The organism is Pantoea dispersa, from assembly GCF_014155765.1.
GTDB lineage: Bacteria > Pseudomonadota > Gammaproteobacteria > Enterobacterales > Enterobacteriaceae > Pantoea > Pantoea dispersa.
On record NZ_SCKT01000001.1, the window covers coordinates 871,017 to 894,800 of the forward strand.

At 57.8% G+C, this 23,784-nt stretch carries 24 protein-coding genes; 9 read left to right on the plus strand and 15 right to left on the minus strand.

Going from position 1 to position 23,784, the window contains the following annotated elements; all coding sequences use genetic code 11:
- Positions 1-79: 79 nt before the first annotated feature.
- From potF to H7K56_RS04205, 5 genes are all read right to left on the minus strand, one after another.
- Positions 80-1,189 carry a spermidine/putrescine ABC transporter substrate-binding protein PotF gene (gene potF / locus H7K56_RS04185; RefSeq protein ID WP_021508381.1) on the minus strand — a complete coding sequence of 370 codons (1,110 nt, stop codon included), beginning with the start codon at positions 1,187-1,189 and terminating at the stop codon, positions 80-82.
- A 372-nt stretch (positions 1,190-1,561) separates the two neighbouring features.
- Positions 1,562-2,041, minus strand: a complete 480-nt coding sequence (locus H7K56_RS04190; RefSeq protein ID WP_021508382.1) for a type III secretion system chaperone family protein — start codon at positions 2,039-2,041, stop codon at positions 1,562-1,564.
- A gap of 87 nt (positions 2,042-2,128) precedes the next feature.
- Entirely contained in the window at positions 2,129-3,031 is a 903-nt protein-coding gene (gene rimK, locus H7K56_RS04195) for a 30S ribosomal protein S6--L-glutamate ligase (protein ID WP_021508383.1), read from the minus strand.
- A 17-nt stretch (positions 3,032-3,048) separates the two neighbouring features.
- Positions 3,049-3,771: an oxygen-insensitive NADPH nitroreductase gene (nfsA, locus tag H7K56_RS04200; protein ID WP_058757789.1), complete on the minus strand. Its 723-nt coding sequence runs from the start codon at positions 3,769-3,771 to the stop codon at positions 3,049-3,051.
- A gap of 12 nt (positions 3,772-3,783) precedes the next feature.
- Positions 3,784-4,035: a DUF1418 family protein gene (locus H7K56_RS04205; RefSeq protein ID WP_058769528.1), complete on the minus strand. Its 252-nt coding sequence runs from the start codon at positions 4,033-4,035 to the stop codon at positions 3,784-3,786.
- A gap of 208 nt (positions 4,036-4,243) precedes the next feature.
- Between H7K56_RS04205 and H7K56_RS04210 the strand changes: the two genes are divergently transcribed.
- Positions 4,244-4,507, plus strand: coding sequence for a GrxA family glutaredoxin (locus H7K56_RS04210; protein ID WP_010618314.1), 264 nt, complete (start codon positions 4,244-4,246; stop codon positions 4,505-4,507).
- Positions 4,508-4,540: 33 nt separating this feature from the next.
- Here H7K56_RS04210 and ybjM read toward each other — a convergent pair whose 3' ends face one another.
- Positions 4,541-4,912: an inner membrane protein YbjM gene (gene ybjM, locus H7K56_RS04215; RefSeq protein ID WP_021508386.1), complete on the minus strand. Its 372-nt coding sequence runs from the start codon at positions 4,910-4,912 to the stop codon at positions 4,541-4,543.
- A gap of 260 nt (positions 4,913-5,172) precedes the next feature.
- On the opposite strand from ybjM, the gene H7K56_RS04220 reads away from it, so the two are divergent.
- The 3 genes from H7K56_RS04220 to ybjG all read left to right on the plus strand — a co-directional run bounded on the left by H7K56_RS04220 (position 5,173) and on the right by ybjG (position 8,411).
- Complete coding sequence (locus H7K56_RS04220) at positions 5,173-6,861, plus strand: aspartate:alanine antiporter (protein ID WP_021508387.1); 1,689 nt, start codon at positions 5,173-5,175, stop codon at positions 6,859-6,861.
- A 202-nt stretch (positions 6,862-7,063) separates the two neighbouring features.
- On the plus strand, positions 7,064-7,819 hold the full coding sequence (locus H7K56_RS04225; RefSeq protein ID WP_150360621.1) for a phosphatase PAP2 family protein: 756 nt from the start codon (positions 7,064-7,066) through the stop codon (positions 7,817-7,819).
- Entirely contained in the window at positions 7,806-8,411 is a 606-nt protein-coding gene (gene ybjG, locus H7K56_RS04230; RefSeq protein ID WP_021508389.1) for an undecaprenyl-diphosphate phosphatase, read from the plus strand. The genes H7K56_RS04225 and ybjG overlap by 14 nt, the downstream gene beginning before the upstream one ends.
- A 48-nt stretch (positions 8,412-8,459) precedes the next feature.
- On the opposite strand, the gene H7K56_RS04235 is transcribed toward ybjG, so the two are convergent.
- Positions 8,460-9,665, minus strand: a complete 1,206-nt coding sequence (locus H7K56_RS04235; protein WP_150360620.1) for a serine hydrolase — start codon at positions 9,663-9,665, stop codon at positions 8,460-8,462.
- 274 nt (positions 9,666-9,939) lie between these two features.
- Between H7K56_RS04235 and H7K56_RS04240 the strand changes: the two genes are divergently transcribed.
- A complete protein-coding gene (locus H7K56_RS04240) occupies positions 9,940-10,596 on the plus strand; it encodes an HAD family hydrolase (protein WP_021508391.1) in 657 nt (218 codons plus the stop codon).
- On the opposite strand, the gene H7K56_RS04245 is transcribed toward H7K56_RS04240, so the two are convergent.
- Positions 10,597-11,730 (minus strand): PQQ-dependent sugar dehydrogenase, encoded by a 1,134-nt coding sequence (locus tag H7K56_RS04245; protein WP_150360619.1) that lies wholly within the window; start codon positions 11,728-11,730, stop codon positions 10,597-10,599.
- 113 nt (positions 11,731-11,843) lie between these two features.
- A complete protein-coding gene (locus H7K56_RS04250) occupies positions 11,844-12,479 on the minus strand; it encodes a carbonic anhydrase (protein WP_021508393.1) in 636 nt (211 codons plus the stop codon).
- Positions 12,480-12,775: 296 nt separating this feature from the next.
- Between H7K56_RS04250 and H7K56_RS04255 the strand changes: the two genes are divergently transcribed.
- From H7K56_RS04255 to rimO, 3 genes are all read left to right on the plus strand, one after another.
- On the plus strand, positions 12,776-13,036 hold the full coding sequence (locus tag H7K56_RS04255) for a type II toxin-antitoxin system RelE family toxin (RefSeq protein WP_031279864.1): 261 nt from the start codon (positions 12,776-12,778) through the stop codon (positions 13,034-13,036).
- 73 nt (positions 13,037-13,109) lie between these two features.
- Positions 13,110-13,475 carry a helix-turn-helix domain-containing protein gene (locus tag H7K56_RS04260; RefSeq protein ID WP_150360618.1) on the plus strand — a complete coding sequence of 122 codons (366 nt, stop codon included), beginning with the start codon at positions 13,110-13,112 and terminating at the stop codon, positions 13,473-13,475.
- Positions 13,476-13,601: 126 nt separating this feature from the next.
- Entirely contained in the window at positions 13,602-14,927 is a 1,326-nt protein-coding gene (gene rimO, locus H7K56_RS04265; RefSeq protein ID WP_021508396.1) for a 30S ribosomal protein S12 methylthiotransferase RimO, read from the plus strand.
- Here rimO and H7K56_RS04270 read toward each other — a convergent pair.
- Positions 14,924-15,373, minus strand: a complete 450-nt coding sequence (locus H7K56_RS04270; protein ID WP_058775349.1) for a DUF4385 domain-containing protein — start codon at positions 15,371-15,373, stop codon at positions 14,924-14,926. The two genes, rimO and H7K56_RS04270, sit on opposite strands and share 4 nt — an antisense overlap.
- 116 nt (positions 15,374-15,489) lie before the next feature.
- Between H7K56_RS04270 and H7K56_RS04275 the strand changes: the two genes are divergently transcribed.
- Entirely contained in the window at positions 15,490-17,157 is a 1,668-nt protein-coding gene (locus tag H7K56_RS04275; RefSeq protein ID WP_021508398.1) for a methyl-accepting chemotaxis protein, read from the plus strand.
- Between the two features lie 127 nt (positions 17,158-17,284).
- Here H7K56_RS04275 and gsiD read toward each other — a convergent pair whose 3' ends face one another.
- The 5 genes from gsiD to H7K56_RS04300 form a co-directional block, all read right to left on the minus strand.
- The gene (gene gsiD / locus H7K56_RS04280) at positions 17,285-18,190 is read right to left on the minus strand and encodes a glutathione ABC transporter permease GsiD (RefSeq protein WP_058769520.1); all 906 of its coding nucleotides are present in this window, start codon (positions 18,188-18,190) and stop codon (positions 17,285-17,287) included.
- 10 nt (positions 18,191-18,200) lie between these two features.
- Entirely contained in the window at positions 18,201-19,121 is a 921-nt protein-coding gene (gsiC, locus tag H7K56_RS04285) for a glutathione ABC transporter permease GsiC (protein WP_058769519.1), read from the minus strand.
- A 49-nt stretch (positions 19,122-19,170) separates the two neighbouring features.
- On the minus strand, positions 19,171-20,706 hold the full coding sequence (gene gsiB, locus H7K56_RS04290) for a glutathione ABC transporter substrate-binding protein GsiB (RefSeq protein WP_150360617.1): 1,536 nt from the start codon (positions 20,704-20,706) through the stop codon (positions 19,171-19,173).
- 64 nt (positions 20,707-20,770) lie between these two features.
- Entirely contained in the window at positions 20,771-22,627 is a 1,857-nt protein-coding gene (gsiA, locus tag H7K56_RS04295; protein WP_150360616.1) for a glutathione ABC transporter ATP-binding protein GsiA, read from the minus strand.
- Between the two features lie 9 nt (positions 22,628-22,636).
- On the minus strand, positions 22,637-23,596 hold the full coding sequence (locus H7K56_RS04300) for an isoaspartyl peptidase/L-asparaginase family protein (protein ID WP_150360615.1): 960 nt from the start codon (positions 23,594-23,596) through the stop codon (positions 22,637-22,639).
- Positions 23,597-23,784 lie beyond the last annotated feature (188 nt).

The following is a 23,784-nucleotide window of genomic DNA, read 5'->3' on the forward strand; positions in this document are numbered from 1 at the left end:
CAGCCGCTAAATGACACAACAGAGGCCAGCACCGCGCCTCTGTTGTCGTTTACCGATAAGGGAATCCGTTCAGAACGAATTACTTACCACTTTTTACTTTAGTCCATGCACGGGTACGCGCACGATCCAGTTTCGGATCCTGGACCTTGAGCACAAACAGTTTGGCCATCGCTTCCGGCGTCGGGAAGATACCCGGATTGTTGCGCACATCCGCATTGATCAGCGGCAGCGACGCTTTGTTGCCGTTAGCGTAGTTCATCTTGTTGGAGACGTCGGCAATCACTTTCGGATCCATGATGTAGTTCAGCCACTGATAAGCCGCATCCAGATTTTTCGCGTCTTTTGGAATGGCCATCATGTCGAAGAACGCCAGCGCGCCCTCTTTCGGTACGCTGTAACCGAGATGGACACCGTTGTTGGCTTTCACCGCGCGATCTTTCGCCTGCAGAATATCGCCAGACCAGCCGATGGCAACGCAAATGTTGCCGTTGGCGAGGTCATTGATGTACTGCGAAGAGTGGAAGTAGCGGATATTCGGCCGCAGCTTCAGCAGCAGGTCGGTCGCCGCACCGGTGTAATCTTTCGCGTCAGAGCTGTTCGGATCTTTGCCGAGGTAGTTCAGCACGGTGGCAAAAATCTCTTCTGGCGCATCGAGGAACGAAACGCCGCAGCTCTTCAGTTTTTCCAGGTTTTCCGGCTTCAGCACCAAATCCCAGCTGTTCACCGGCGCATCGGCGCCCAGTGCCGCTTTGACTTTATCGATGTTATAGCCAATACCGGTGGTGCCCCACAGGTAAGGAATGGCGTATTTGTTACCCGGATCGTGCTGGGCCACTTTCGCCATCAGATCGGGATCGAGGTTTTTATAGTTAGGCAGCTTGCTCTTATCCAGCTCCTGGAACACACCAGACTGCAGCTGACGCGCGAGGAAGCTCGACGACGGTACCACCACGTCATAACCGGTGCTGCCGGCCATCAGTTTGCCTTCCAGCACTTCGTTGGAGTCAAACACGTCGTAGACCACTTTGATGCCGGTCTGCTTTTCAAAATTGGGCACGGTGTCGGCCGAAATATAATCGGACCAGTTATAAACGTGCAGCGTTTTATCCTCTGCCTGAGCGCCCACGGCCGCAGCCATCAGCACACCTGCAACCACACCTGGCAACCATTTTTTTGACTGGTTGATCATGTTTTTCTTCCTCCTGAGCGGGTCATCACAACGCTGCATACACGCGATCCGGTCGTTGCGTTGTCTGTTAAATTACAGCCACACAATGAATCAATATTCAGCGGGAGTTTAATAGCAAAAACCTATAGCTGCGCCGTAGTTGCACGTATCAGACAGCCCCGCAAGAATAGCCCCCCTGATTCCTGCGTGCCAGATCCCAGCTTAAAAAACGCCTTTTTGCGATAAGTTATGCATGTTTCTGCTATGCACTCTGGCACTAGCGGCATAAAGCACGACTAATATCTGGCAATAAAGGGCAAAATGCAGAATAAAAAGTGGTGGGCCTGAAATGAAAACTGCCGCAAAAAGCGGCAGTTAGCAGGAGGGAAAAAATCAGTGCAGCATGCTGTGGCTGCTGACACTCGGCGGACGCTCCTCGTCTTCGCCCATCATCAGCAGATGATTGGCGAACGCTTCCATGATCACCATCGAAATCCCCTCTTCGCTCTGCTTCATGAAGTGGGTGAACTGACCAAAGGTGATGCCGGCGCTTACGCTGATTGACTGGCAGACAATCAGCTTCGGCAGGTTGTCATCCTGTATATCGATAAAGGCTTTCACCGTGAGCGAACTGGCATTGATTTGCGACAGTTCACCAACCAGCGGGATCAGCGCGGTGGGCTTTACTTCTGCCAGCGCCGAGAAGAGGATAACGTTATCCACCAGGTCGATTTTCGCGTCAAACACCCCGTCAAAATTCTGCATATGCGGCAGATGCAAAGCCTGGCAGGCGTCGCATTCGAACCAGGTGATATTTTGTTGATCCAGCCAGCGACGCAGCATGTCGATGTCAGGAACGACCAGTGAATCCATCGTTGTATCCTGTGGGGTGAATAAATAAGCGCCTTAGCTTACGGAAAAATGGCTGCAGATGCCACGAAAACCGCGCAAAAGCGCGGTTTAGCCCCCGGTTTTCGGACGATAACCGGGACAGGCGTGCTGCTCAATCCAGCGGATCATCATGGCGGCAATGTCTAAACCGGTGCTGCCTTCGATGCCCTCCAGCCCCGGAGAGGCATTGACCTCCATCACCAGCGGACCCCGGTTGGCGCGCAGAATATCCACGCCCGCCACGGCTAATCCCAGTGTCGTGGCCGCTTTGACCGCGATCTCGCGCTCCTGATCGGTAATGGTGACGGCGCGGGCGCTGCCGCCGCGGTGCAGATTAGAGCGGAAATCGCCCTCTTTCGCTTCCCGCTCAATCGCCGCCACCACCTCGTCACCAATCACCAGGCAGCGGATGTCGCGCCCGCGCGCCTCTTTGATGAACTCCTGCACCAGAATATGCGCATTGAGACCGCGAAACGCATCGATCACGCTCTCTGCCGCCTGGCGGGTTTCCGCCAGCACCACGCCGATCCCCTGCGTCCCCTCCACCAGTTTCACCACCAGCGGCGCGCCGCCGACCATGGCGATCACATCCTGTGTATCATCCGGCGACGAGGCAAAGCCGGTAACCGGCATGTCGATGCCCTCGCGCGCCAGCAACTGCAGCGAGCGCAGCTTGTCGCGTGCGCGGGTAATGGCCACTGACTCGTTGAGCGGATAGCTGCCGAGCATCTCGAACTGACGCAGCACCGCCGTACCGTAAAAGGTGGTGGCGGTGCCGATGCGCGGGATCACCGCGTCGAAATGGCCGAGCGCCTCACCGCGATAGTGCACCGCCGGCGAGTCGGAGTTGATGTTCATGTAGCAGGAGAGCGGATCGATCATCTGCACCTGATGGCCACGCGCTTCCGCGGCTTCACGCAGGCGTTTACAGGAGTAGAGCGCGCCGTCACGGGTGAGAATGGCCATCTTCATTGCAGCGGTCCCTGTACTTAGCGCGTTGCCCAGCCCTGCTGATGCAGGTAGTCCAGCATAAACGGTCGCGTTTCTTTAATGATCAAACGCTGAATCAGTTCGCTCCAGGTTTCCGAGCGCTGATTGCTGTCGCGCTGCTGATAGTAAGCGGTGATCTGCTGGTCATATTGCGCCAGCACTGCTTTATCCAGCGGCTGGTAGCGGTTTTCATGCACCAGCATCGCCTGCGGCATGCGCGGCTTGACGTCCGGTGACGCGTCGGGATGGCCGATGCAGAAGCCAAACAGCGGCAGCACAAACTTCGGCAGCCCCAGCAGCTCCGTCACCTGCGCGATGCTGTTGCGAATGCCGCCAATAAACACGCCGCCTAAACCGAGCGATTCCGCAGCGACCATGGCGTTCTGCGCCATCAGCGCGGTATCGACACAACCCAGCAGCAGCTGTTCGGCTCGGCCCAGCTGAGCCTCAGGGCAGATTTGCTGGTGGCGGTTGAAGTCGGCGCAGAACACCCAAAACTCCGCTGCGGCGCTGACCCATGGCTGGCCGCCTGTGAGCTGCACCAGCTGCTCGCGCAGGGCGCGGTCGGTGATACGGACAATGGAGGAACACTGTAAAAAACTGGAGGTCGAGGCCGCCTGCGCCGCAGCGATAATCGCGCTGCGCTGGGCGTCATCAATCCCCTGCTCAGTAAAGGCGCGAATGGAACGGTGGCTGCAAAGCAAATCAATAGTCGGCGTCATAATCCTCTCCGGTTACTTCTTTTTGTGGGTGTGATTGAACAACTGCGGTGCCATCGCCTTTGCGGTGCGCCACATCATCAGCCACGCTGCCGGCAGCATCAGCGCAATGCCGAGGAAAAACAGCAGCGTTGCCAGCGGTTTTTTCGCCATGAATGCCGGTGCCGCCAGCCAGTCGTTGACCAGCAGCAGCGCGCCAATCACTGCCAGCACGCCCAGTGCTTCCAGCAGTAGCACGGGTTTAGGCAACGTCGCCAGATTACGCATGGTTCAGGGCTCCTCAGTGTTCATCTGTTTCTGCTGCAGGTGATACCCGAATACTGTAGTACGGCATTGTGACCGGGTATAGACAGCGCGCATTAGAGTAACAGGCAATTTCTGCTTTTCTTAAGCAGGATGGGCGGGCATGATGTGACGCATTATTCACGCTGTGATGTGAGACAAGTCACAAAACAGCAGCGGAAGGAGAGAAGCAATGATTGCAGTGATTTTTGGCCGTTCCAGCTGCCCATACTGCGTACGAGCAAAAGAGTTAGCCACGAAGTTAACCAGCGAGCGCGACGATTTTAATTATCAGTACGTCGATATCCAGGCGACCGGCATCACCAAAGCCGACCTGGAAGCGCGTGCCGGTAAACCGGTTTCTACCGTGCCGCAGATCTTCCTCGACGACCAGCACATCGGTGGTTACACCGAATTTGCTGCGTGGACCAAAGAAAACCTCGGCATCGAAGCCTGACCTGACGGGCCTGCGGGCCCGTCTTCGCTTCACTCAGCTGGTGCGCATCGCCAGCATAATGCGCAACAGGCGCACCAGCAGCGCACCGCACCCCGCCCAGAATAGAGCACTCAGGCTCCACGCCGTCACCAGCAGCAAGCTGTGCGTCATCGGCATCACCAGCCACACCCACATCATGCCCAGCAGCGTCCCGCCCAGCGCGATCCACAGGGTGCCGATCAGCGGACTGTCCGGCTGCAGCAGCGCCATCACGATGCCCGGCAGCAGAAACAGCAGCAGTTCCGGCTGTCCACGCACCGCCTGCGTCGCGGCGGCGGACCAAAAATGATGTGCAAAAATAAACACCAGCGTATAAAGCATCACGCCCAGAACCGATGCTGGCCAGCGATTATTGCGCTGCAACATACCTCTCCTCAACTTTGACGTTAACAATATTGAAACTTTTAACTGCCCTGATGCGCTTACGTGGAAATAAAAAGAAACAGCTGAAGGCAGAAGGAATGAAAACTGCTGATAGCTGAGGGTGTTAATTATGATTAGAATGGCGCCGCTTTATGTGGGTCACAGATTAAGAACATTCGGTGACCGGGCCGTGCGCTGCCGTCACAAGATAGCGAAAAAATCCCCTTCCATCAACCCGTTACAGGTAAATAAGAAGTTAAACCGTGAACATTAACGTCGCAGAATTGTTAAGCGGAAATGACGTTCTGTTATTATTTGTCGTATTAGCCCTCGGCCTGTGCCTGGGTAAATTACGCCTTGGCTCCGTACAACTCGGTAATTCTATTGGTGTGCTGGTGGTTTCGCTGATTCTGGGTCAGCAACACTTCGCGATAAATACTGACGCCTTAAGTCTGGGCTTTATGCTGTTTATTTTTTGTGTCGGGGTGGAAGCCGGTCCCAACTTTTTCTCCATCTTTTTCCGCGACGGTAAGAACTATTTCTTTCTGGCAATCGTCATGGTGGTCAGCGCTCTGCTGATTGCGCTGACGCTCGGCAAACTGTTTGGCTGGGATATCGGCCTCACCGCCGGCATGCTGGCCGGCTCGATGACCTCAACGCCGGTGCTGGTGGGCGCAGGCGATACGCTGCGGCAAAGCATCAGCGACACGCAGCTGCTGGGTCGCATGCAGGATAACCTCAGCCTGGGTTACGCCCTCACCTATCTGATTGGGCTGGTCAGCCTGATTTTCGGCGCACGCTACCTGCCGCGCCTGCAGCATCAGGATTTGCCGACCTGCGCCCAGCAAATCGCGCGCGAGCGCGGTCTGGATGCGGACAGCCAGCGTAAAGTGTTCCTGCCGGTGATTCGCGCTTATCGCGTTGGTCCGGAGCTGGTTGAGTGGAGCGGCGGCAAAAACCTGCGCGAGCTGGGGATTCACCGTCAGACCGGCTGCTACATTGAGCGCCTGCGGCGTAACGGCATTCTCGCTAGTCCGGACGGTGATGCAGTTTTGCAGCTCGGCGACGAGATTTCTCTGGTGGGCTATCCGGATGCCCATGCGCGTCTCGACGCCAGTTTCCGTAATGGTAAAGAGGTGTTCGATCGCGATCTGCTCGACATGCGCATCGTCACCGAAGAGATCGTGGTGAAAAACCACAACGCGGTGAATAAACGCCTGAGCCATTTAAAACTGACCGATCATGGCTGCTTCCTCAACCGGGTGATTCGCAGCCAGATTGAGATGCCGATCGACGACAGCATTATGCTCAACAAAGGCGATGTGCTGCAGGTGAGCGGCGAAGCGCGCCGGGTGAAAAGCCTGGCCGATCGCATCGGCTTCATTGCTATTCACAGCCAGATGACCGATCTGCTGGCGTTCTGCGCCTTCTTTATCATCGGCCTGATGATCGGCATGATCACCTTCCAGTTCAGCAACTTCAGCTTTGGCCTGGGCAACGCCGCCGGGCTGCTGTTCGCCGGCATCATGCTCGGCTTCCTGCGCGCCAACCACCCGACGTTCGGCTACATCCCGCAGGGCGCACTGACCATGGTGAAAGAGTTTGGACTGATGGTGTTTATGGCCGGGGTTGGCCTGAGCGCCGGCAGCGGCCTGCAGCACGGTCTCGGCAGTGCGGGCGCGCTGATGCTGCTGAGCGGCCTGCTGGTGAGTCTGTTGCCGGTGGTGATTTGCTATCTGTTCGGCGCTTACGTGCTGCGCATGAACCGCGCGCTGCTATTTGGTGCCATCATGGGCGCGCGCACCTGCGCACCGGCCATGGAGATCATCAGCGATACCGCGCGCAGCAGCATTCCGGCACTCGGCTATGCCGGCACCTACGCCATTGCCAACGTCTTGCTGACGCTGGCGGGGACGCTGATCGTCATCATCTGGCCGCTTTTGCCTGTTTAAAAATATTTTTACACGCGTCAGAACTAATCGGACGCGATGCAGTCTGAATAAGTGCCACTGCTTTTCTTTGAAATCCCCAAATTGAGGAGCCCGTTAGCCTTCTGCTAGCGGGTTTTTTTATGCCTGCTACGCGCTCCCCTTAAGGTTTCCCTAAGCGTGATTTGCCACCCTGTGACTCTGGTTTCGCTATTTGCAAATATTCATGCAACTTTCATCAAAGTTAAACACTCCAACAACCCGCAGTGAGATTCGGAGCGCGGCTATTTATTCTCTGTCCGCGCGCTTCTACGCTATCAACCTTATTTTGCTGGCAATTCTGGCGCTGGCGCTTCTGTGGTGGTCGCGCCACGAAAGCCTCGACATCGCCATCAGCCAGCGCTGGTTTGATCCGCTCACCCGGCGTTTTCCGTGGCAGCACAACCGCTGGCTGGACCTGATTAACCATCGGCTGATGAAGGATGTGATTATCGCTGGCGCGGTGCTGCTGTTACTGCGCGGCCTGCAACAGCGCGACGCCCGGCGTGTGCTGGTGGCCCTGCTGTTTGGTATGGGGCCGCTGGTGGTGGGCATGCTGAAGGCGCACAGCGCGCACTCCTGTCCGTGGGATCTGACGCTGTTCGGCGGCAATGCCGCGAGCTTTCCGCTGCTGGCGGCGGTGCCGGCCAACAGTGGCCCGGGCCAGTGCTTTCCGGGCGGCCATGCTTCCAGCGGCTTTGCGCTGATGGCGCTGTTTTTTTTGTGGTGGCCGGAGCGTCCACGCCGCGCGCTGCTGGCGCTGGCAGTGGGTATCGCCTGTGGCCTGCTGATGGGCTATGGCCAGGTGATGCGTGGTGCGCACTTTTTCTCCCACAATTTGTGGGCGGGCTGGTGGGTGTGGCTCAGCCAGCTGCTGATTTTTGCCGCAATTTCTTTTTGGGTAAACAAGACGAGGACGAGGAAACGTGATGGAAGCTCTTAACCACACCCTCTTTTTATGGATTAACGCCACGCCGGATTCACCCGCGTGGCTGCTCAGCCTGGCGACTTTTATCGCCAAAGATGTGATTGCGATTGTACCGTTGCTGATTGTCGCCCTGTGGCTGTGGGGACCGCGCGATCAGCTGCAGTCGCAGCGCGCGCTGGTGCTTAAAACCGGCATGGCGCTGATTTATGCGCTGAGCATCTCCTGGTGCGTGGGCCAGCTGCTGCCACACCCGCGCCCGTTCGCCATTGGCTTCGGTCATCAGTTCCTGTCACACGCCGCTGATGACTCCTATCCCAGCGATCACGGCACCACAATTTTTACCTTCGCGCTGGCGTTTATTTTCTGGCACCGTCTGTGGTCCGGCGTGGTTTTGCTGGCGATTGGCAGCGCTATTGCCTGGTCACGCGTGTATCTCGGCGTGCACTGGCCGCTGGATATGCTGGGCGGTTTTCTGGTGGGGTTGCTTGGCTGTCTGGCTTCGCATCTGGCGTGGCAGCTGTACGGTCAGCGCATGCTGGCGCTGACGCATCAACTCTACCGCGCCCTGTTCGCGATGCCGATTAAAAAAGGCTGGGTGCGCGGATAAACTCAGCCGGCAGGCGGGTTAGCCACGGGCTGACCCGCCGTCCTGAGATTAACTGAACCACTTACCAAACCAGCCGTTGAATTTCATCATAATGAAATCCCAGATGCGACCAATAAAGCCGGCTTCCGGTACATCCTCCATCGCTACCAGCGGACGCTGCTCAATGGTTTTGCCATCCAGCTGGAAATCGATAGTGCCCACTACCTGGTTCTTTTTCAGCGGCGCTTCCAGCTGCGGTGCGTTGAGGGTAAAGCTGGCCTTGAGATTTTTCATCTGCCCTTTCGGGATAGTGATCGCCGCATCCTTCGCCACGCCGAGGTTGACCTGGCTGTTTTCGCCAAACCACACGCGCTGCTGGGCAAACGGTTTATCCGCTTTAATCGGCGTAACGGTTTCATAGAAACGGAAGCCCCACGTCAGCAGCTTCTCACTCTCGCGGAAGCGAATGGCATCGGTCTGCGCGCCCAGTACCACCGAAATCAGGCGCATATCGCCGTCCACCGCTGAAGCAACCAGATTATTGCCCGCCCCCGAGGTATGCCCGGTTTTGATGCCGTCAACCTTGAGGTTGCTGCTCCACAGCAGGCGGTTGCGGTTCATCTGTTTGATATTATTAAAGGTAAATTCTTTTTCGCTGTTCAGCGCATACTCTTCCGGCACATCACCAATCAGGCGCTGGCCGATAATCGCCATATCGCGTGCGGTGCTGTACTGGCCTTCGGCGTCCAGACCGTGCACCGTCATGAAGTGGGTGTTTTGCAGGCCAAAGGCTTTAACATAATTGTTCATCAGGCCAATAAAGGCATCCTGACTGCCGGCGACATAGTCCGCCAGCGCGATACAGGCATCATTCCCCGACTGGATCACCACGCCCTTATTCAGTTCCGAGACCGGGATGCGATCGCCCGGCTTGAGGAACATCAGCGACGACCCGCGCAGTTTCGGATTGCCGGTGGCCCACGCATCCTGGCCGATGGTCACCCTGTCGTTACTGGTGATTTTGCCGGATTTCAGCGCCTGGCCGACCACGTAGCTGGTCATCATTTTGGTCAGACTGGCGGGATCAAGACGCTGGTCGGCATTGGACTCTGCCAGCACTTTGCCGCTGCTGTAGTCCATCAGAATCCAGGCCTTTGCCTCAATCTGCGGTGCCGCCGGTGCCTGCTCGGCCTGAGTGGTGACAGGGACGAAAAGCAACAATAATGAACTGGCCGCCAGTGGCCGCCAGAATGAAGTCAGGGATGTTTTTCTCATGAGCGTGACCCAATTGTCCTTGTAAAATCACGGATTTGTGCAGGTAAGACATGTCTTACCAAACGCTAACGGTTCACGCCGGTGAAAAAAACCGCCAAACCGTAAAGTTTTTTAGAGTTTGTTAGAGTAACCCTGGCATTAAGGCCGCTGCGCTGCCAGTGCGCGGGCGTCAGGGCAGAGGAAAAATTGCGAGAAATTCCGAATTTTCGTAGAACAGTTAAGCCAGTCACAAAATTCCGCTAACCTGATGCCAGTCAGCCCGAGGAGAATCATGATGGACTTAGCCGTTTTCGATCTGGATGAAACCCTGATTTGTGAAGACAGCACCAGCCTCTGGCTGCGCTGGCTGGTTTCGCAGGGGTTTGCACCGGAAGAGATCATTCGTCAGGAGCAGGCGCTGATGGCGCAATACCACGCCGGCAGCCTGTCGATTGAAGAGTACATGCGCACTACGCTCTCACCCCTCACCGGCATGGCGACGCTCACCGTCGCAGGCTGGGTGCGGCGCTTTATTCATCGCGATATCCTGCCGCGCGTCTTTCCCGCCGCGCGCGAACGCATTCAGTGGCATCAGCAGCGTGGCGACACGGTAATGATTATTACCGCCAGCGGCGATCACCTCGCCGTACCGATTGCGGAACGGCTGGGCGTACACGGCGCGCTGGCGATTGGCGTGGAAGTGGTCGATGAACGCTACAGCGGTGAGATTTACGGCACCGCCACTTACCGTGAAGGCAAAGTTTCACGCCTCAGCGACTGGCGAGCGCTGCAGCAGGATCGACGCTTTGAGCGCACCTGGGCGTACAGCGATTCGATGAACGATCTGCCGCTGCTGTCGCATGCCGATCATGCATGGGTGATCAACCCGGATGCGCTGCTGCAGCAGGAAGCGCAGCAGCGCGGCTGGCAGGTGTGTAACTGGGTGCGCTGATTAACCGCGCGCGGCGCTGGCGGCCTCCGCCAGCCCGACTTTCAGCAGCTTGCCATTGGCCTCATCGGTCAGCACATACAGATAACCATCCGGTCCCTGACGAACATCGCGGATGCGTTCGCCACGATCGCCCAGCAGCCGCTGCGCCTCTTCGACCTTCTCGCCGTTAACGCGCAGACGGATCAGACTTTTATCTTTCAGCGCACCGATAAACAGCGAGTTTTTCCACTGGGGAAAGCGCGCGCTATTGTAAAACGCCATGCCGCTGATGGCCGGCGATTGCGGCCAGTAAAACAGCGGCTGCTCAGTGCCGGCAACGGCGCTGCCCTGCGCTTCCGGCACTTTCTGCCCGCTGTAATCAATGCCGTATGTCGCCAGCGGCCAGCCATAATTTTTGCCCTTCGCCGCCAGGTTCACCTCATCGCCGCCGCGCGGGCCGTGTTCACTCTCCCACATCTGCTGCGTCCACGGATTAAGCGCCAGCCCCTGCGGGTTGCGCACGCCGTAAGACCAGATCTCCGCGCGTGCGCCCTGACGATGGTTAAACGGGTTATCCGCCGGCACCTTGCCGTCCTGTGTCAGGCGGACAATTTTGCCCGACAGTTTGTCCAGCTGCTGCGCGCTGCGGCTGGCAAAGTTATCGCCGAACGCGATGTACAGATAGCCCTGGCGATCAAACGCCAGCCGCGTGCCGATGTTGGCACCGCCGGAGAGTTTCGGCGTTTGCTCCAGCACCACCTTAAAATCCTGCAGCTGACGGAGATCTGCGCTGAGCGTGCCGTAACCCACTACGCCGCCCGCGCGGCCGGTGTCATCGGCGGTGGTATAACTGAGCCACACCCGACGGCTTTGCGCGAAGTCCGGCGCCAGCACCACATCCAGCAGACCGCCCTGGCGGTTGGCCCACACGTCGGGTACGCCGCTAATCGGCTGCGATAGCCCCCGGCCCGGCTGCCAGCTGCGCAGCTGTCCGGAACGTTCGGTAATCAGCAGGGTTTGCTGGTCGGGCAGAAACGCCACCGACCACGGATGATCGAGCTTGTCCTGTAACACCTGCACCTGGACATCAGCCGCCAGCGCGGTAAAGGAACCGCTGAGCGCGCCAGCCAGCAGCGCAACACGCCATAAACGCATGGGATTCTCCTTTTCACAGTCTGCCGTTAAGGGTAGTCAGCCAGTAAGAAAGGATGTGCAGGATTTACAAAACATTAAGCCCGGCGCAGTGGCCGGGCGGATAGCAGGCAGGATTATTCGAAGCAGGTTTCCGGGTTTTCCGACAGTGAAATGAAGGATTCACCGCCTTTGGTCAGCGCAATAATGCCGCCGCTTTCAATATCATAAACCCAGCCGTGCAGGCGCAGCTTGCCTTTGCGCAGCGCGACCGAAACGGAAGGATGCGTTTTGATATTGTTGAGCTGGGCAATCACGTTCTCTTTCACCATTTCGTTGAGGCGTTTCTCAACTGATTCGTAGTTGCGCTCTTCCACCACCGCTTTTGCCGCATTGGCGTAGTGCAGCCAGTGATCAACCGCCGGCATGCTCTCGAGATCGGCGTTGGACGCAATCGCGTTCATCGCACCGCAGTTGGAGTGACCACAAATGATAATTTCGGTTACGCCCAGCGCGACCACCGCGTACTCGATGGTTGCTGACACGCCACCCGGCTCCGGACCAAACGGCGGGACGATGTTACCGGCGTTACGGATCACAAACAGCTGGCCCGGCTCCGACTGTGTCACCAGCTCTGGCACCAGACGGCTATCCGAACAGGAGATGAATAAAGCTTTAGGATTCTGGTTGGACGCCAGACTCTTGAAAAGATCCTTCCTTTCAGGAAACACATTCTGTTGAAAATTCAGAAAACCTTTGACGATCTCTTGCATTTGTCTGCTCTCACATTATCCACTTCTGCCCCGGCAGAGAGAAACTCACCGCTGGCGCGCTTTAAAATTCTGTAATGTCGATAATAACTTACAATTACCAACCCAATATTTAAGCAAAATCGACCCGCTTGCACAACCCGGATGTCCGCCATGCTCACTAAGCGTACACCAAACAAAATGTTGCGCCAGGTAAACGCCCTGCCATGATATATAAGATTATTAGATTGACAATATTAGATTTACTCTTTATTTTCTAATTATCCCTTGCAGGGATGGCAGGTGAAAAGAGGTGCATTGTGGTTGAAGTATCCTGGTCTAAACGTGCCCTGAAACACCTGATGAAGATCGACAAACGCTATCAAAAAAGCATCTTTGAAAAGACATCCCAGCTGATCGCCTTTCCGGCCGTCGCCCTGGACATCAGGAAGCTGCAGCAGAGTGATAATCGTTACCGTCTGCGGGTGGGCGATTATCGGGTTATCTTTGCGTTGATAGAGGGAGAGCCTGTCGTTCTTGAGATTGTAGAAGTTGCACGCAGAACCTCTCATACTTACTGATACTCTGCGGGGGAAACCCCGCAGCTATGTACCTGATGACATTGGCCGCGACCTGACGCTACCCGGATAACGTATGTCAAAACAGTATATTTATGATGAAGCAGGCGAACCGCAATTCGTGGTTCTGCCTGTCGCGGAGTATGAAAAGCTGCTTTCAGATGCGGAAAGCAACTGGACAACCCTCGCAATTGAAGCGGATGAACATGATGATGAAACCGTGCCGCATGACGTGGTTGGCATTATGCTCAGCCAGGATATCAGTCTGCAGGCGGCCTGGCGTGTTTACCGTAACCTCTCGCAGCAGTATGTTGCCGAAAAATTAGGGACCACGCAAAGTGCAATTTCCCAACTGGAACGCAAAGAGAGTAAACCACAGAAAAAAACGCGCGAGCGCTTAGCCCGACTCTACAGCTGCCGTCCGGAACAATTATTGCTGTAATTCCCCCGGCCACCGTTTGCGTGGCCTTTTTCTCTGATTTCGACAGCGCTTCCCTATACATTTTCCCCGTCAACCTCTGTACAATCGCGCTCCTGTCCACCTTAATTATGATGAATTTTTATCCTTATGAGCCATGTCAAAAATCCGCCGCGTGTAGGCTTCGTCTCTCTCGGCTGCCCAAAAAACCTCGTCGACTCTGAACGCATCCTGACGGAGCTGCGGACAGAAGGCTACGACGTGGTGCCACGCTACGATGATGCGGAGATCGTCATCGTTAACACCTGTGGATTTATTGACAGTGCCGTACAGGAATCACTTGAAGCGATTGGTGAAGCGCTGAACGAGAACGGCAAAGTGATCGTCACCGGCTGCCTCGGCGCCAAAGTGGATCAGATTCGCGAAGTGCATCCGAAAGTACTGGAGATCACCGGCCCGCACAGCTACGAGCAGGTCCTGTCGCACGTGCACACTTACGTGCCAAAACCCGAGCACAACCCGTTCCTCAGCCTGGTGCCGGAACAGGGCGTGAAGCTGACGCCGCGCCACTACGCTTACCTGAAAATTTCCGAAGGCTGTAACCATCGCTGCACTTTCTGCATCATTCCGTCAATGCGTGGCGATCTGGACAGCCGTCCGATTGGCGCGGTACTTGATGAAGCTAAACGTCTGGTGGAAGCCGGCGTAAAAGAGCTGCTGGTGATCTCGCAGGACACCTCCGCGTACGGCGTCGATGTTAAACACCGCACCGGTTTCTGGAACGGTTCGCCGGTGAAAACCAGCATGGTCAGCCTGTGTGAGCAGCTGGCAAAACTCGGCGTCTGGGTGCGTCTGCACTACGTTTATCCGTATCCGCACGTGGATGATGTGATCCCGCTGATGGCCGAAGGCAAAATCCTGCCTTACCTCGATATTCCACTGCAGCACGCCAGTCCGCGTATCCTGAAGCTGATGAAGCGTCCGGGCGCGGTTGAGCGCACGCTGGAGCGCATCAAACGCTGGCGTGAAATCTGTCCGGAGCTGACGCTGCGTTCCACCTTCATTGTGGGTTTCCCGGGCGAAACCGAAGAAGATTTCCAGATGCTGCTCGACTTCCTGCGTGAAGCGCGCCTCGATCGCGTTGGCTGCTTCCAGTACAGCCCGGTTGAAGGCGCCACGGCTAACCAGCTGCCGGATCAGGTTCCGGACGACGTCAAGCAGGCGCGTTTTGACCGCTTCATGCAGCTGCAGCAGCAGATCTCCGCAGAGCGTCTGCAGGAGAAAATCGGTCGCGAGATTCTGGTGATCATCGATGAAGTGGATGAAGAAGGCGCGGTCGGCCGCAGCATGGCCGACGCCCCGGAAATCGACGGTGCGGTGTACCTGAATGGCGATCGCCAGGTGAAGGTCGGCGAGGTGGTGCGTGTCAAAGTCGAACACGCCGACGAATACGACCTGTGGGGCACGCGCGTTTAACCGTACTTTTGCTGGTGCGCTTTTTTGCGCGCCAGATAATCGTTATCGGCGCGCAGCCGGTCCCAGCACGCTTTGAACACGGCCGCCGCAGCGGCCTTTTCTTTTTCTACCGTACGCGGCAGCTCTTTGCCGTCGGCATCGTATTTCCGTCCGCCCTGATGATTGCTGTAGCGGCGCGCGCGGGTGTAACCCATCTGAATAAATTTGCGCGCCATATCCATACCGACAAAATCATCCTGCGCGCGATACGCCTCGAACAGCTGCATGATTTTTTCTGATGACTGCTGCGCCAGCTCGACGGTGCGAAAGCGCCAGTGCGGCAAAATTTCGCTTTTATAAGGTTCCACCATCAGCACCCCCTGCTCGCCGCGCCCGACCTGATACAGCTCCGGATGCTGACGGAAGTCGAGCTGTTTAAAATCCTGCTGGTAATTGAAGGGTTTCATCCCCTGGCCTCCTGTCCGTAACCATTACTGCGGTGAATTATTTCGCTGCCGCACTTTAGTGATGCTTTTTTCCACCGATAACATAACTACCGGCTCATTTGCTAAGAGATGCTCACATGTTCAACAAGATGAAAATTGTGACCGCCATTGTGGTTATTCTGGTGGTATTCACAGCCATGCAGGCCATATCCGGCTCGCTCTTTTTCTCCTCGCTGCGCGCGGGACAGCATAATTTCACCGCCAGCAATCAGTTGTCTCATCAGCAGCGCGAGCTGGGCGACGGCTGGCAAACGCTGGTGAAAACCCGCGTCACCATCAACCGCGTGGCGATCCGTATTCTGAAAAATCAGACAGACGAGCAGTCGCTGGCGGCGATCAACAAGCTGCTGCTGGCAGCCGGTGCCTCGCTGGAAGCGGCGCAGCAGCACTTCAATCAGTATAGAAGCTATCCGCGCATCGACGGCCAGAGTGCGTCGACCGCCGATCTGATCGACAATAAATTCAAAGCGTTTGCCGCGCTGCTGCAGCAGTCCGCCGTGTTTCTGAAAGCCAATAACTACGCGGCCTACGGCAACCTCGATGCGCAGCAGGCGCAGGATGAACTGGAACAGGCTTATCAGCAGTGGCGTGATGAAAACATGCAGCTGATCAATCAGCGCAGCCTGCAAAATGACAGCAACTATCAGCAGGTGCTGATCATGATTGCCGTCATCGCACTGGTGGTGGTGCTGATGGTGGCGGCGGTATGGACGCTGGTGCGCCGCGTGCTGCTGGCACCGATGCAGCAGGTGCAGCAGCAGATCGAGCGCTTTGCCGAAGGCGATTTGTCAGCCAGCCTGCAGGTGGCAGGCCGCAGTGAAATGGCGGCCATTGCCGCCAGCCTGAATCATATGCAGCAGGCGCTGCTTGGTACCATTAATAACGTGCGCGACAGCGCGGATGCCATTTTTGGCAGCGCCAGTGCCATCGCCAACGGTAATAACGATCTCTCGGCGCGCACCGAACAGCAGGCTGCCTCACTGGAAGAGACCGCCGCCAGCATGGAACAGCTGACCGCGACCGTGAAGCAGAATGCTGACAACGCGCGTCAGGCCACGCAGCTGGCGAAAACCGCGTCGGACACCGCCGATAAAGGCGGTAGCGTGGTGGAAGGCGTGGTGAAAACCATGCGTGACATTGCGGACAGCTCGAAAAAAATCGCCGACATTACCAGCGTCATCGACGGTATCGCTTTCCAGACCAACATTCTGGCGCTTAACGCCGCGGTAGAAGCGGCGCGTGCCGGTGAGCAGGGGCGCGGTTTTGCGGTGGTGGCGGGCGAAGTGCGCAACCTGGCCCAGCGCAGCGCGCAGGCGGCGAAAGAGATCAAACTGCTGATTGAAAACTCCGTGCAGCGCGTGGATCTCGGTTCGCAGCAGGTCAGCAGCGCTGGCGATACCATGCAGGAGATTGTCAGCGCGGTGACGCGCGTCACCGATATCATGGGCGAGATTGCCTCTGCCTCTGATGAGCAGAGCCGCGGTATCGACCAGATTGGCCAGGCGGTGAATGAGATGGATCGCGTGACGCAGCAGAACGCCACGCTGGTGCAGGAATCGGCCAGCGCCTCGGCATCGCTGGAGCAGCAGGCCAGCCGGCTGTCATCGGCGGTGGCACGGTTCAACACCGGCGCCCGCCCGCCTGCTGCGGTAACCGAGCGGGTGGTGAAACCGGTGCTGCCCGCCCCGACCCGCGCTCTGCCCGCGGCGGTGAGCCACGGTAACGATAACTGGGAAACGTTTTGATGCGCTGAAGTGTTAATAAAATCAATGACCTGAATAAGGGTCATGCGCCAGGCATTGCAGTTATCGTAGCGGCGCAATTTATTGCGCGATGAATCGCGCCGCTACAACTGCAATGCGGTGTTCACCCTCAGCTCTTCAGTTTCGGGTCCAGCGCATCGCGCAGGCCGTCGCCCAGCAAATTGAACGCCAGCACGGTGAGAAAAATCGCCAGGCTGGGGAAGATCGCCACGTGCGGTGCAATCACCATATCGGCGCGCGCCTCGTTGAGCATCGCGCCCCACTCCGGCGTCGGTGGCTGCGCGCCCAGACCGAGAAAGGACAGGCTGGCAGCGGTGATGATCGAAGTACCGATACGCATGGTGAAATAGACCACAATCGACGACACCGTACCGGGCAAAATGTGACGCATGATAATGGTCCAGTCGGAAGCACCAATACTGCGCGCCGACTCGATATAGGTCTGATGTTTCAGCACCAGCGTATTGCCACGCACCAGACGGGCAAATGCCGGAATACTGAAAATCGCCACTGCCACAATCACGTTGCTCATGCCACTGCCCATGATCGCCACCACCGCGATCGCCAGCAGAATGCCGGGAAAAGCAAACAACACGTCGCAGATGCGCATGGTGATACGATCCCACCAGCCTTCGTAATAGCCCGCCAGCAGCCCCAGCACGGTGCCGATCACCGTGCCAATCGCCACCGAGAAGAAGCCAGCGATCAGCGAAATGCGCGTGCCGACCAGCACCCGGCTGAAGATATCGCGTCCAAGGGAATCGACGCCAAACAGATGCATCCACGACGGCCCTTCGTTGAGCCGGTCGTAGTCAAAATAGTTTTCGGCATCAAACGGGGCGATCCACGGGGCGATAAACGCCACCACAATCAGCAGCAGCACAAACGCGCCTGCCAGCAGCGCCACATGCTGACGGCGAAAGCGCCGCCAGAATTCACGCCACGGCGTGCGAACCCGGTTTTCCGTCATCAGCGGCAGGGATTTCAGTGCCGCATCGCGTCGCCAGTTCTTCAATTGCGACTCCTTACCTGTAGCGAATAGCCGGGTTGATCGCCGCGTAGAGCATATCGACGATCAGGTTAATCAGAATGAACTCCAGCGAAAACAGCAGCACCTCGGCCTGAATCACCGGGTAATCGCGCATCTCCACCGAATCCACCAGCAGACGGCCCAGTCCGGGCCAGTTAAACACCACTTCCACCACAATCGAGCCGCCGAGCAGAAAGCCGAACTGCAGCCCCATCATGGTGACGACCGGAATCATGGCATTGCGCAGCCCGTGTTTGACCACCACCAGCGATTCGCGCACCCCTTTGGCCCGCGCGGTGCGCATATAATCTTCCTGCATCACCTCAACGAACGAAGCGCGGGTAAAGCGCGCCATTACCGCGGCCACGGCGGCACCGAGCGTAATCGACGGCAGAATGTAGTGCTGCCAGCTATCGGCGCCCACCGTCGGCAGCCAGCCGAGCTCGACCGAAAAGACCTGCATCAGCAGCATGCCCAGCGCAAACGCCGGGAAGGAGATGCCGGAAACCGCCAGCGTCATGCCGATGCGGTCCGGCCAGCGATTGCGCCATACCGCCGAAACGATGCCGATCGCCATGCCAAACAGTACCGCCCACACCATGCTGCTCAGCGTCAGCCACAGAGTAGGAAAAAAGCGCGCGGCAATTTCGGCAGAGACCGGCCGCTTTGACACCATCGACTGACCAAAATCACCCTGCAAAGCATTGAGGATAAAGTGCCAGAATTGCTGAATCAGCGGCTGATCGAGCCCCAGCTCCTGACGCACCAGCGCCACCACTGAGGCATCCGCTTCCGGTCCGGCAATCAGGCGCGCCGGGTCGCCCGGCAGCAGATGCACGAACAGGAACACCAGCACTGCGACAATCAGCAGCGTGGGAATCAGCCCGAGCAGGCGTTTAAGAAAATAGTTGAGCATGCGAAATCCCGCGCAGCATCGGCCAGCCCCGTAAGGCTGGCCGCGTCTGTTACTTCAGATCCGCCTCATCAAAATTGAATGAGGTATCGGGCATGACGTAAAAACCGGTCAGGTTTTTATTGTTCGCAGACAGCAGCTGCTCCACCACCAGCGGAATCCACGGGTGATCGTTCCAGATGCGGTCCTGCGCGTCTTTATACAGTCTGGCTTTCTGGTCGCGATCGGTGGTCTTCAGCGCATCCGCCAGGTCTTTATCCACCTGCGGGTTGCTGTAGAACGCGGTGTTGAAGATAGCCGGTGGCCACGAGCTGGTTGCGAACAGCGGCGTCAGCGCCCAGTCGGCTTCGCCGGTGGAGGCTGACCAGCCGGTGTAGAACATGCGCACCCCGCTCTCTTTCTGCCCTTTACTCTCCACTTCCGCCGCGCGCTGGCCGGCATCCATCGCCGTGACTTTCACCTTCACACCCACCTGCGCCAGCTGCTGCTGGGTAAACTGCAGCACTTTCTGCGCGGTGCTGTGGTTATGCGATGACCACAGCGTGGTTTCGAAACCATTCGGGTAGCCCGCTTCCTTCAGCAACTCGCGCGCTTTGGCCGGATCGTATTTGATGGCCGGATAGCTCTGGGCAAAATCAATGCGCGGCGGCACGATGCCGGTGGCTGGCGTGGCGTAACCGGCAAAGGCCACTTTGGCCAGCGCCTGGCGGTTGATGGCGTACTCCAGCGCTTCGCGCACTTTCGGGTTATCGAACGGCTTTTGCGTCACGTTGAGGCTAATGTAACGCTGCATGATCGACGGTGTGGTCACCACATCCAGCTTGCTATTGGCCTGCAACAGTTTGGCCTGCTCTAACGGCACCGGGAAGGCAAAGCTGGCCTCGCCAGTTTGCAGCATCGCCGCGCGGGTGTTGTTGTCCACCACCGGACGCCAGGTAATGCTGTCGAGTTTTGGATAGCCCGGTTTCCAGTAGCCCGACCACTTTTTCACTTTGACAAAGTCGGTCTGGTTCCAGGTGTCAAAGGTATAAGGTCCGGTGCCTACCGGATGGAAACCGATGTCCTTACCATATTTTTTCAGCGCGGTTGGCGAAATCATCACCGCAGCCGGATGCGCCAGATTGTTGATAAACGCTGAGAACGGCTGCTTCAGGGTAATTTTCACCGTGGACGGATCGACCACTTCGGTGGTGGCGATATATTTAAACAGGTTATAGCGCTTGAGATGGTTGTCCGGATTGCTGGCGCGGTCGAGGTTGACCTTCACCGCTTCGGCATTGAAATCCGTGCCATCCTGGAATTTCACGCCCGGACGCAGTTTGATGGTGTAAGTCAGCCCATCGCTGCTGGCCTGATAGCTTTCGGCCAGCACGTTGACCAGCTTCATGTCTTTATCGAAGCCGAACAGGCCCTGATAGAAAGATTTGGCCACCGCCTGCGACAGCGTGTCGTTGGCGTCGTACGGATCCAGCGTGGTGAAGGTCGACGACACGGCAATCACCGCATCTTTGGCCGCCCAGGCGGGCAGCGCCAGCGCCGAACTCAACAACCCGGCAGTGATAACCCCTTTTCGCATGATATGGTGCATCGTTATCGATCTCCTGTAGTCCCTGTCTTGCGCGCCCTGCACAGAGGGCGCGGTTGGTTGCTGCTCAGGCGCCGCTAATGGCATGGCGGGCGACAAAATGGCCCGGCGCCACTTCCAGTAACGGTGCCACTTCCGGCTCATCACCCAGCGGGCGAATCGGGCTGGGGATCTCATCGACCATCAGCGCCCGCTCGCGGTGCCGATGCGCCGGATCGGCCACCGGCACCGCGGCCATCAGTTTTTTGGTATAAGGATGGCGCGGCTGTTCGAATACCGCCTGACGCGGCCCCATCTCCACAATCTGCCCGAGATACATCACCGCCACGCGATGGCTGATGCGCTCCACCACCGCCATGTCGTGCGAAATAAACAGGAAGGCGATGCCAAATTCACGCTGTAAATCCAGCATCAGATTGATGATCTGCGCCTGGATCGACACATCCAGCGCGGAGACGGATTCGTCGGCGATCACCACTTTAGGATTGAGCGCCAGCGCGCGTGCGATGCAGATACGCTGGCGCTGACCGCCAGAAAACTCGTGCGGGTAGCGCTGCGCGTGTTCGGGCAGCAGACCGACGCGTTCCAGCAGCCAGGCGACGCGTTTCTCTGCCTGCGCGCGCCCCATGCTGCGGTGCACCAGCAGCGGCTCCATAATTGAAAAGCCGACGGTAAGGCGCGGATCGAGCGACGCATACGGATCCTGAAAGATAAACTGAATGTCGCGGCGCAGCGTGGCCAGCGCCCTGCCCTGCAGCGCATCAATGCGCTGGCCGCCAAAGGTGATGCTGCCGCCCTGGCTGGCGACCAGCCGCAGCAGCGAGCGTCCGGTGGTGGATTTACCGCAGCCGGACTCGCCCACCAGCGCGAGGGTTTCGCCTGCATAAAGATCGAAACTGACTTTTTCCACCGCGTGGACGCGACGCTTCACCCGATTGAGCAGCCCGCCGCGAATATCAAAGCGCGTTACCAGATCGCGCACCTGTAAAATCGGCGGACGATCGTGACGCACGGTATCCTGCGGCGTGCTGGCCTCTTCGCGGCCGTTGGTATGCAGCAGCGGGAACTTCGCCGGCAGCGGCTGGCCGCTCATCGCCCCGAGCTTTGGCACGGCCGCCAGCAACGCGCGGGTATACGGCTGCTGCGGCGCATCGAACAACTGCTGCACCGGCGCGCGCTCAACCACATCGCCGCGATACATCACCTGCACGCGATCGGCCATCTCCGCCACCACGCCCATATCATGGGTAATAAAGATGACGCCCATCTGCATCTCTTTTTGCAGCACGCGAATCAGCTGCAGAATCTGCGCCTGAATGGTGACGTCCAGCGCGGTGGTCGGCTCATCGGCAATCAGCAGCGCCGGCTTGCACGACAGCGCCATGGCGATCATCACGCGCTGGCGCATACCGCCAGAGAGCTGATGCGGATAGCGCGACAGCACATTGTGCGCTTCCGGAATGCGCACCAGGTCCAGCATGCGTCGCGCTTCGGCCTGCGCCTGCTGGTGACTTTTCCCCTGATGCAAACGAATAGATTCGGCGATCTGTTCACCGACGGTGAACACCGGGTTGAGCGACGTCATCGGCTCCTGAAAGATCATCGCCATGTCCGCACCGCGCACCCGGCGCATCTGGCTGGCGGACGCCCGCATCACATCCAGCACCTCGCCGTTGCGCCGCCGCAGCAGGATTTCACCGCTGACCGCGCCGCCGGCCTGTGCAATCAGACGCATCAGCGCCAGCGACGTCACCGATTTGCCCGAGCCCGATTCGCCCACCAGCGCCAGCGTTTCTCCGCGGTGCAGATCGAGCGAAAGCTGCCGCACGGCGTCCGTCACGCGCCCTTCATGCTCAAAGCGCACGCAGAGGTCGCGTACCGCCAGCACCTGCTGCGGCGCAAACTGCTGCTGTAGATCCGTCATGCCTGCTCCTTAGCTGTCGCGGTAAATCGCCACCTCAACCTCGCCGCCCACGTATGCGAATCCGCGGTACATACCTTCGCTGTTAAACGGCAGCGCCACGTTGCCGTGGGCATCAACGGCAATCAGCCCGCCGCTGCCCTCCAGCTCCTGCACTTTGTCATGAATCACGCTGGCGGTGGACTGTTGCAGCGAACGACCGCCATATTCCATCTGCGCTGAGACATCGTAAGCCGCCAGCGTACGAATAAACACTTCGCCGGTACCGGTACAGGAGACCGCCACGGTGGCGTTGTTGGCATAGCAGCCGGCGCCCGCCAGCGGTGAATCGCCGACGCGGCCCGCCTGCTTGTTGGTCATGCCGCCGGTGGAGGTGGCGGCCGCCAGATTACCCTGCAAATCGAGCGCTACCGCACCCACGGTGCCAAATTTGCGATCCGGGTCCAGCGGTTCGCTCCCCTGCGCCGCGCCATCATGATCCAGCAGCATTTGTTCGCTGCCCAGCGCGCGCTGCAGCTGCTCCCAGCGTTCTGGCGTCGAGAAGAAATCAGGCTCGACCGGCGTCAGCCCCTGTTGCGCGGCAAAGGCTTCTGCCCCGCTGCCAATAAAGAGCACGTGCGGACTGGCTTCCAGCACTTTACGCGCGGCAAGAATCGGATTGCGGATACGGCTGACGCCAGCGACGGCGCCGATATCCAGCGTACGGCCATCCATCAGGCTGGCGTCCAGTTCATGGGTGCCCTGATGGGTGAACACGGCCCCTCTGCCGGCATTGAACAGCGGGCACTCTTCCAGCAGCCGCACCGCTTCAGTCACGGCATCCAGCGCGCTACCGCCGCTGGCCAGAATCTGCTGGCCGGCGCTGACAATCGCGGCCAGCTGCTGACGATAGTGCTGCTCTTTTTCGGCGCTCATTGCCGCACGCGTAATCGCGCCGGCGCCGCCGTGAATTGCGATAACTGCTTTAGCCATAACCGTTACCCTGTCAAGGAATCAGAGCCAAAAACACTGATTTAGAATGGTTTTCATCTTTTTTTGGCAATTTTCGACTATAGAAAGCCCCTCCCTGCTTGTAAAGCAGAAAGTGTATCAGCGGTCATAACCTTTTAATGTGGATTATGCTTTTTTGTGAATTAAGGGTGAGAACGCACCAGCTTTAA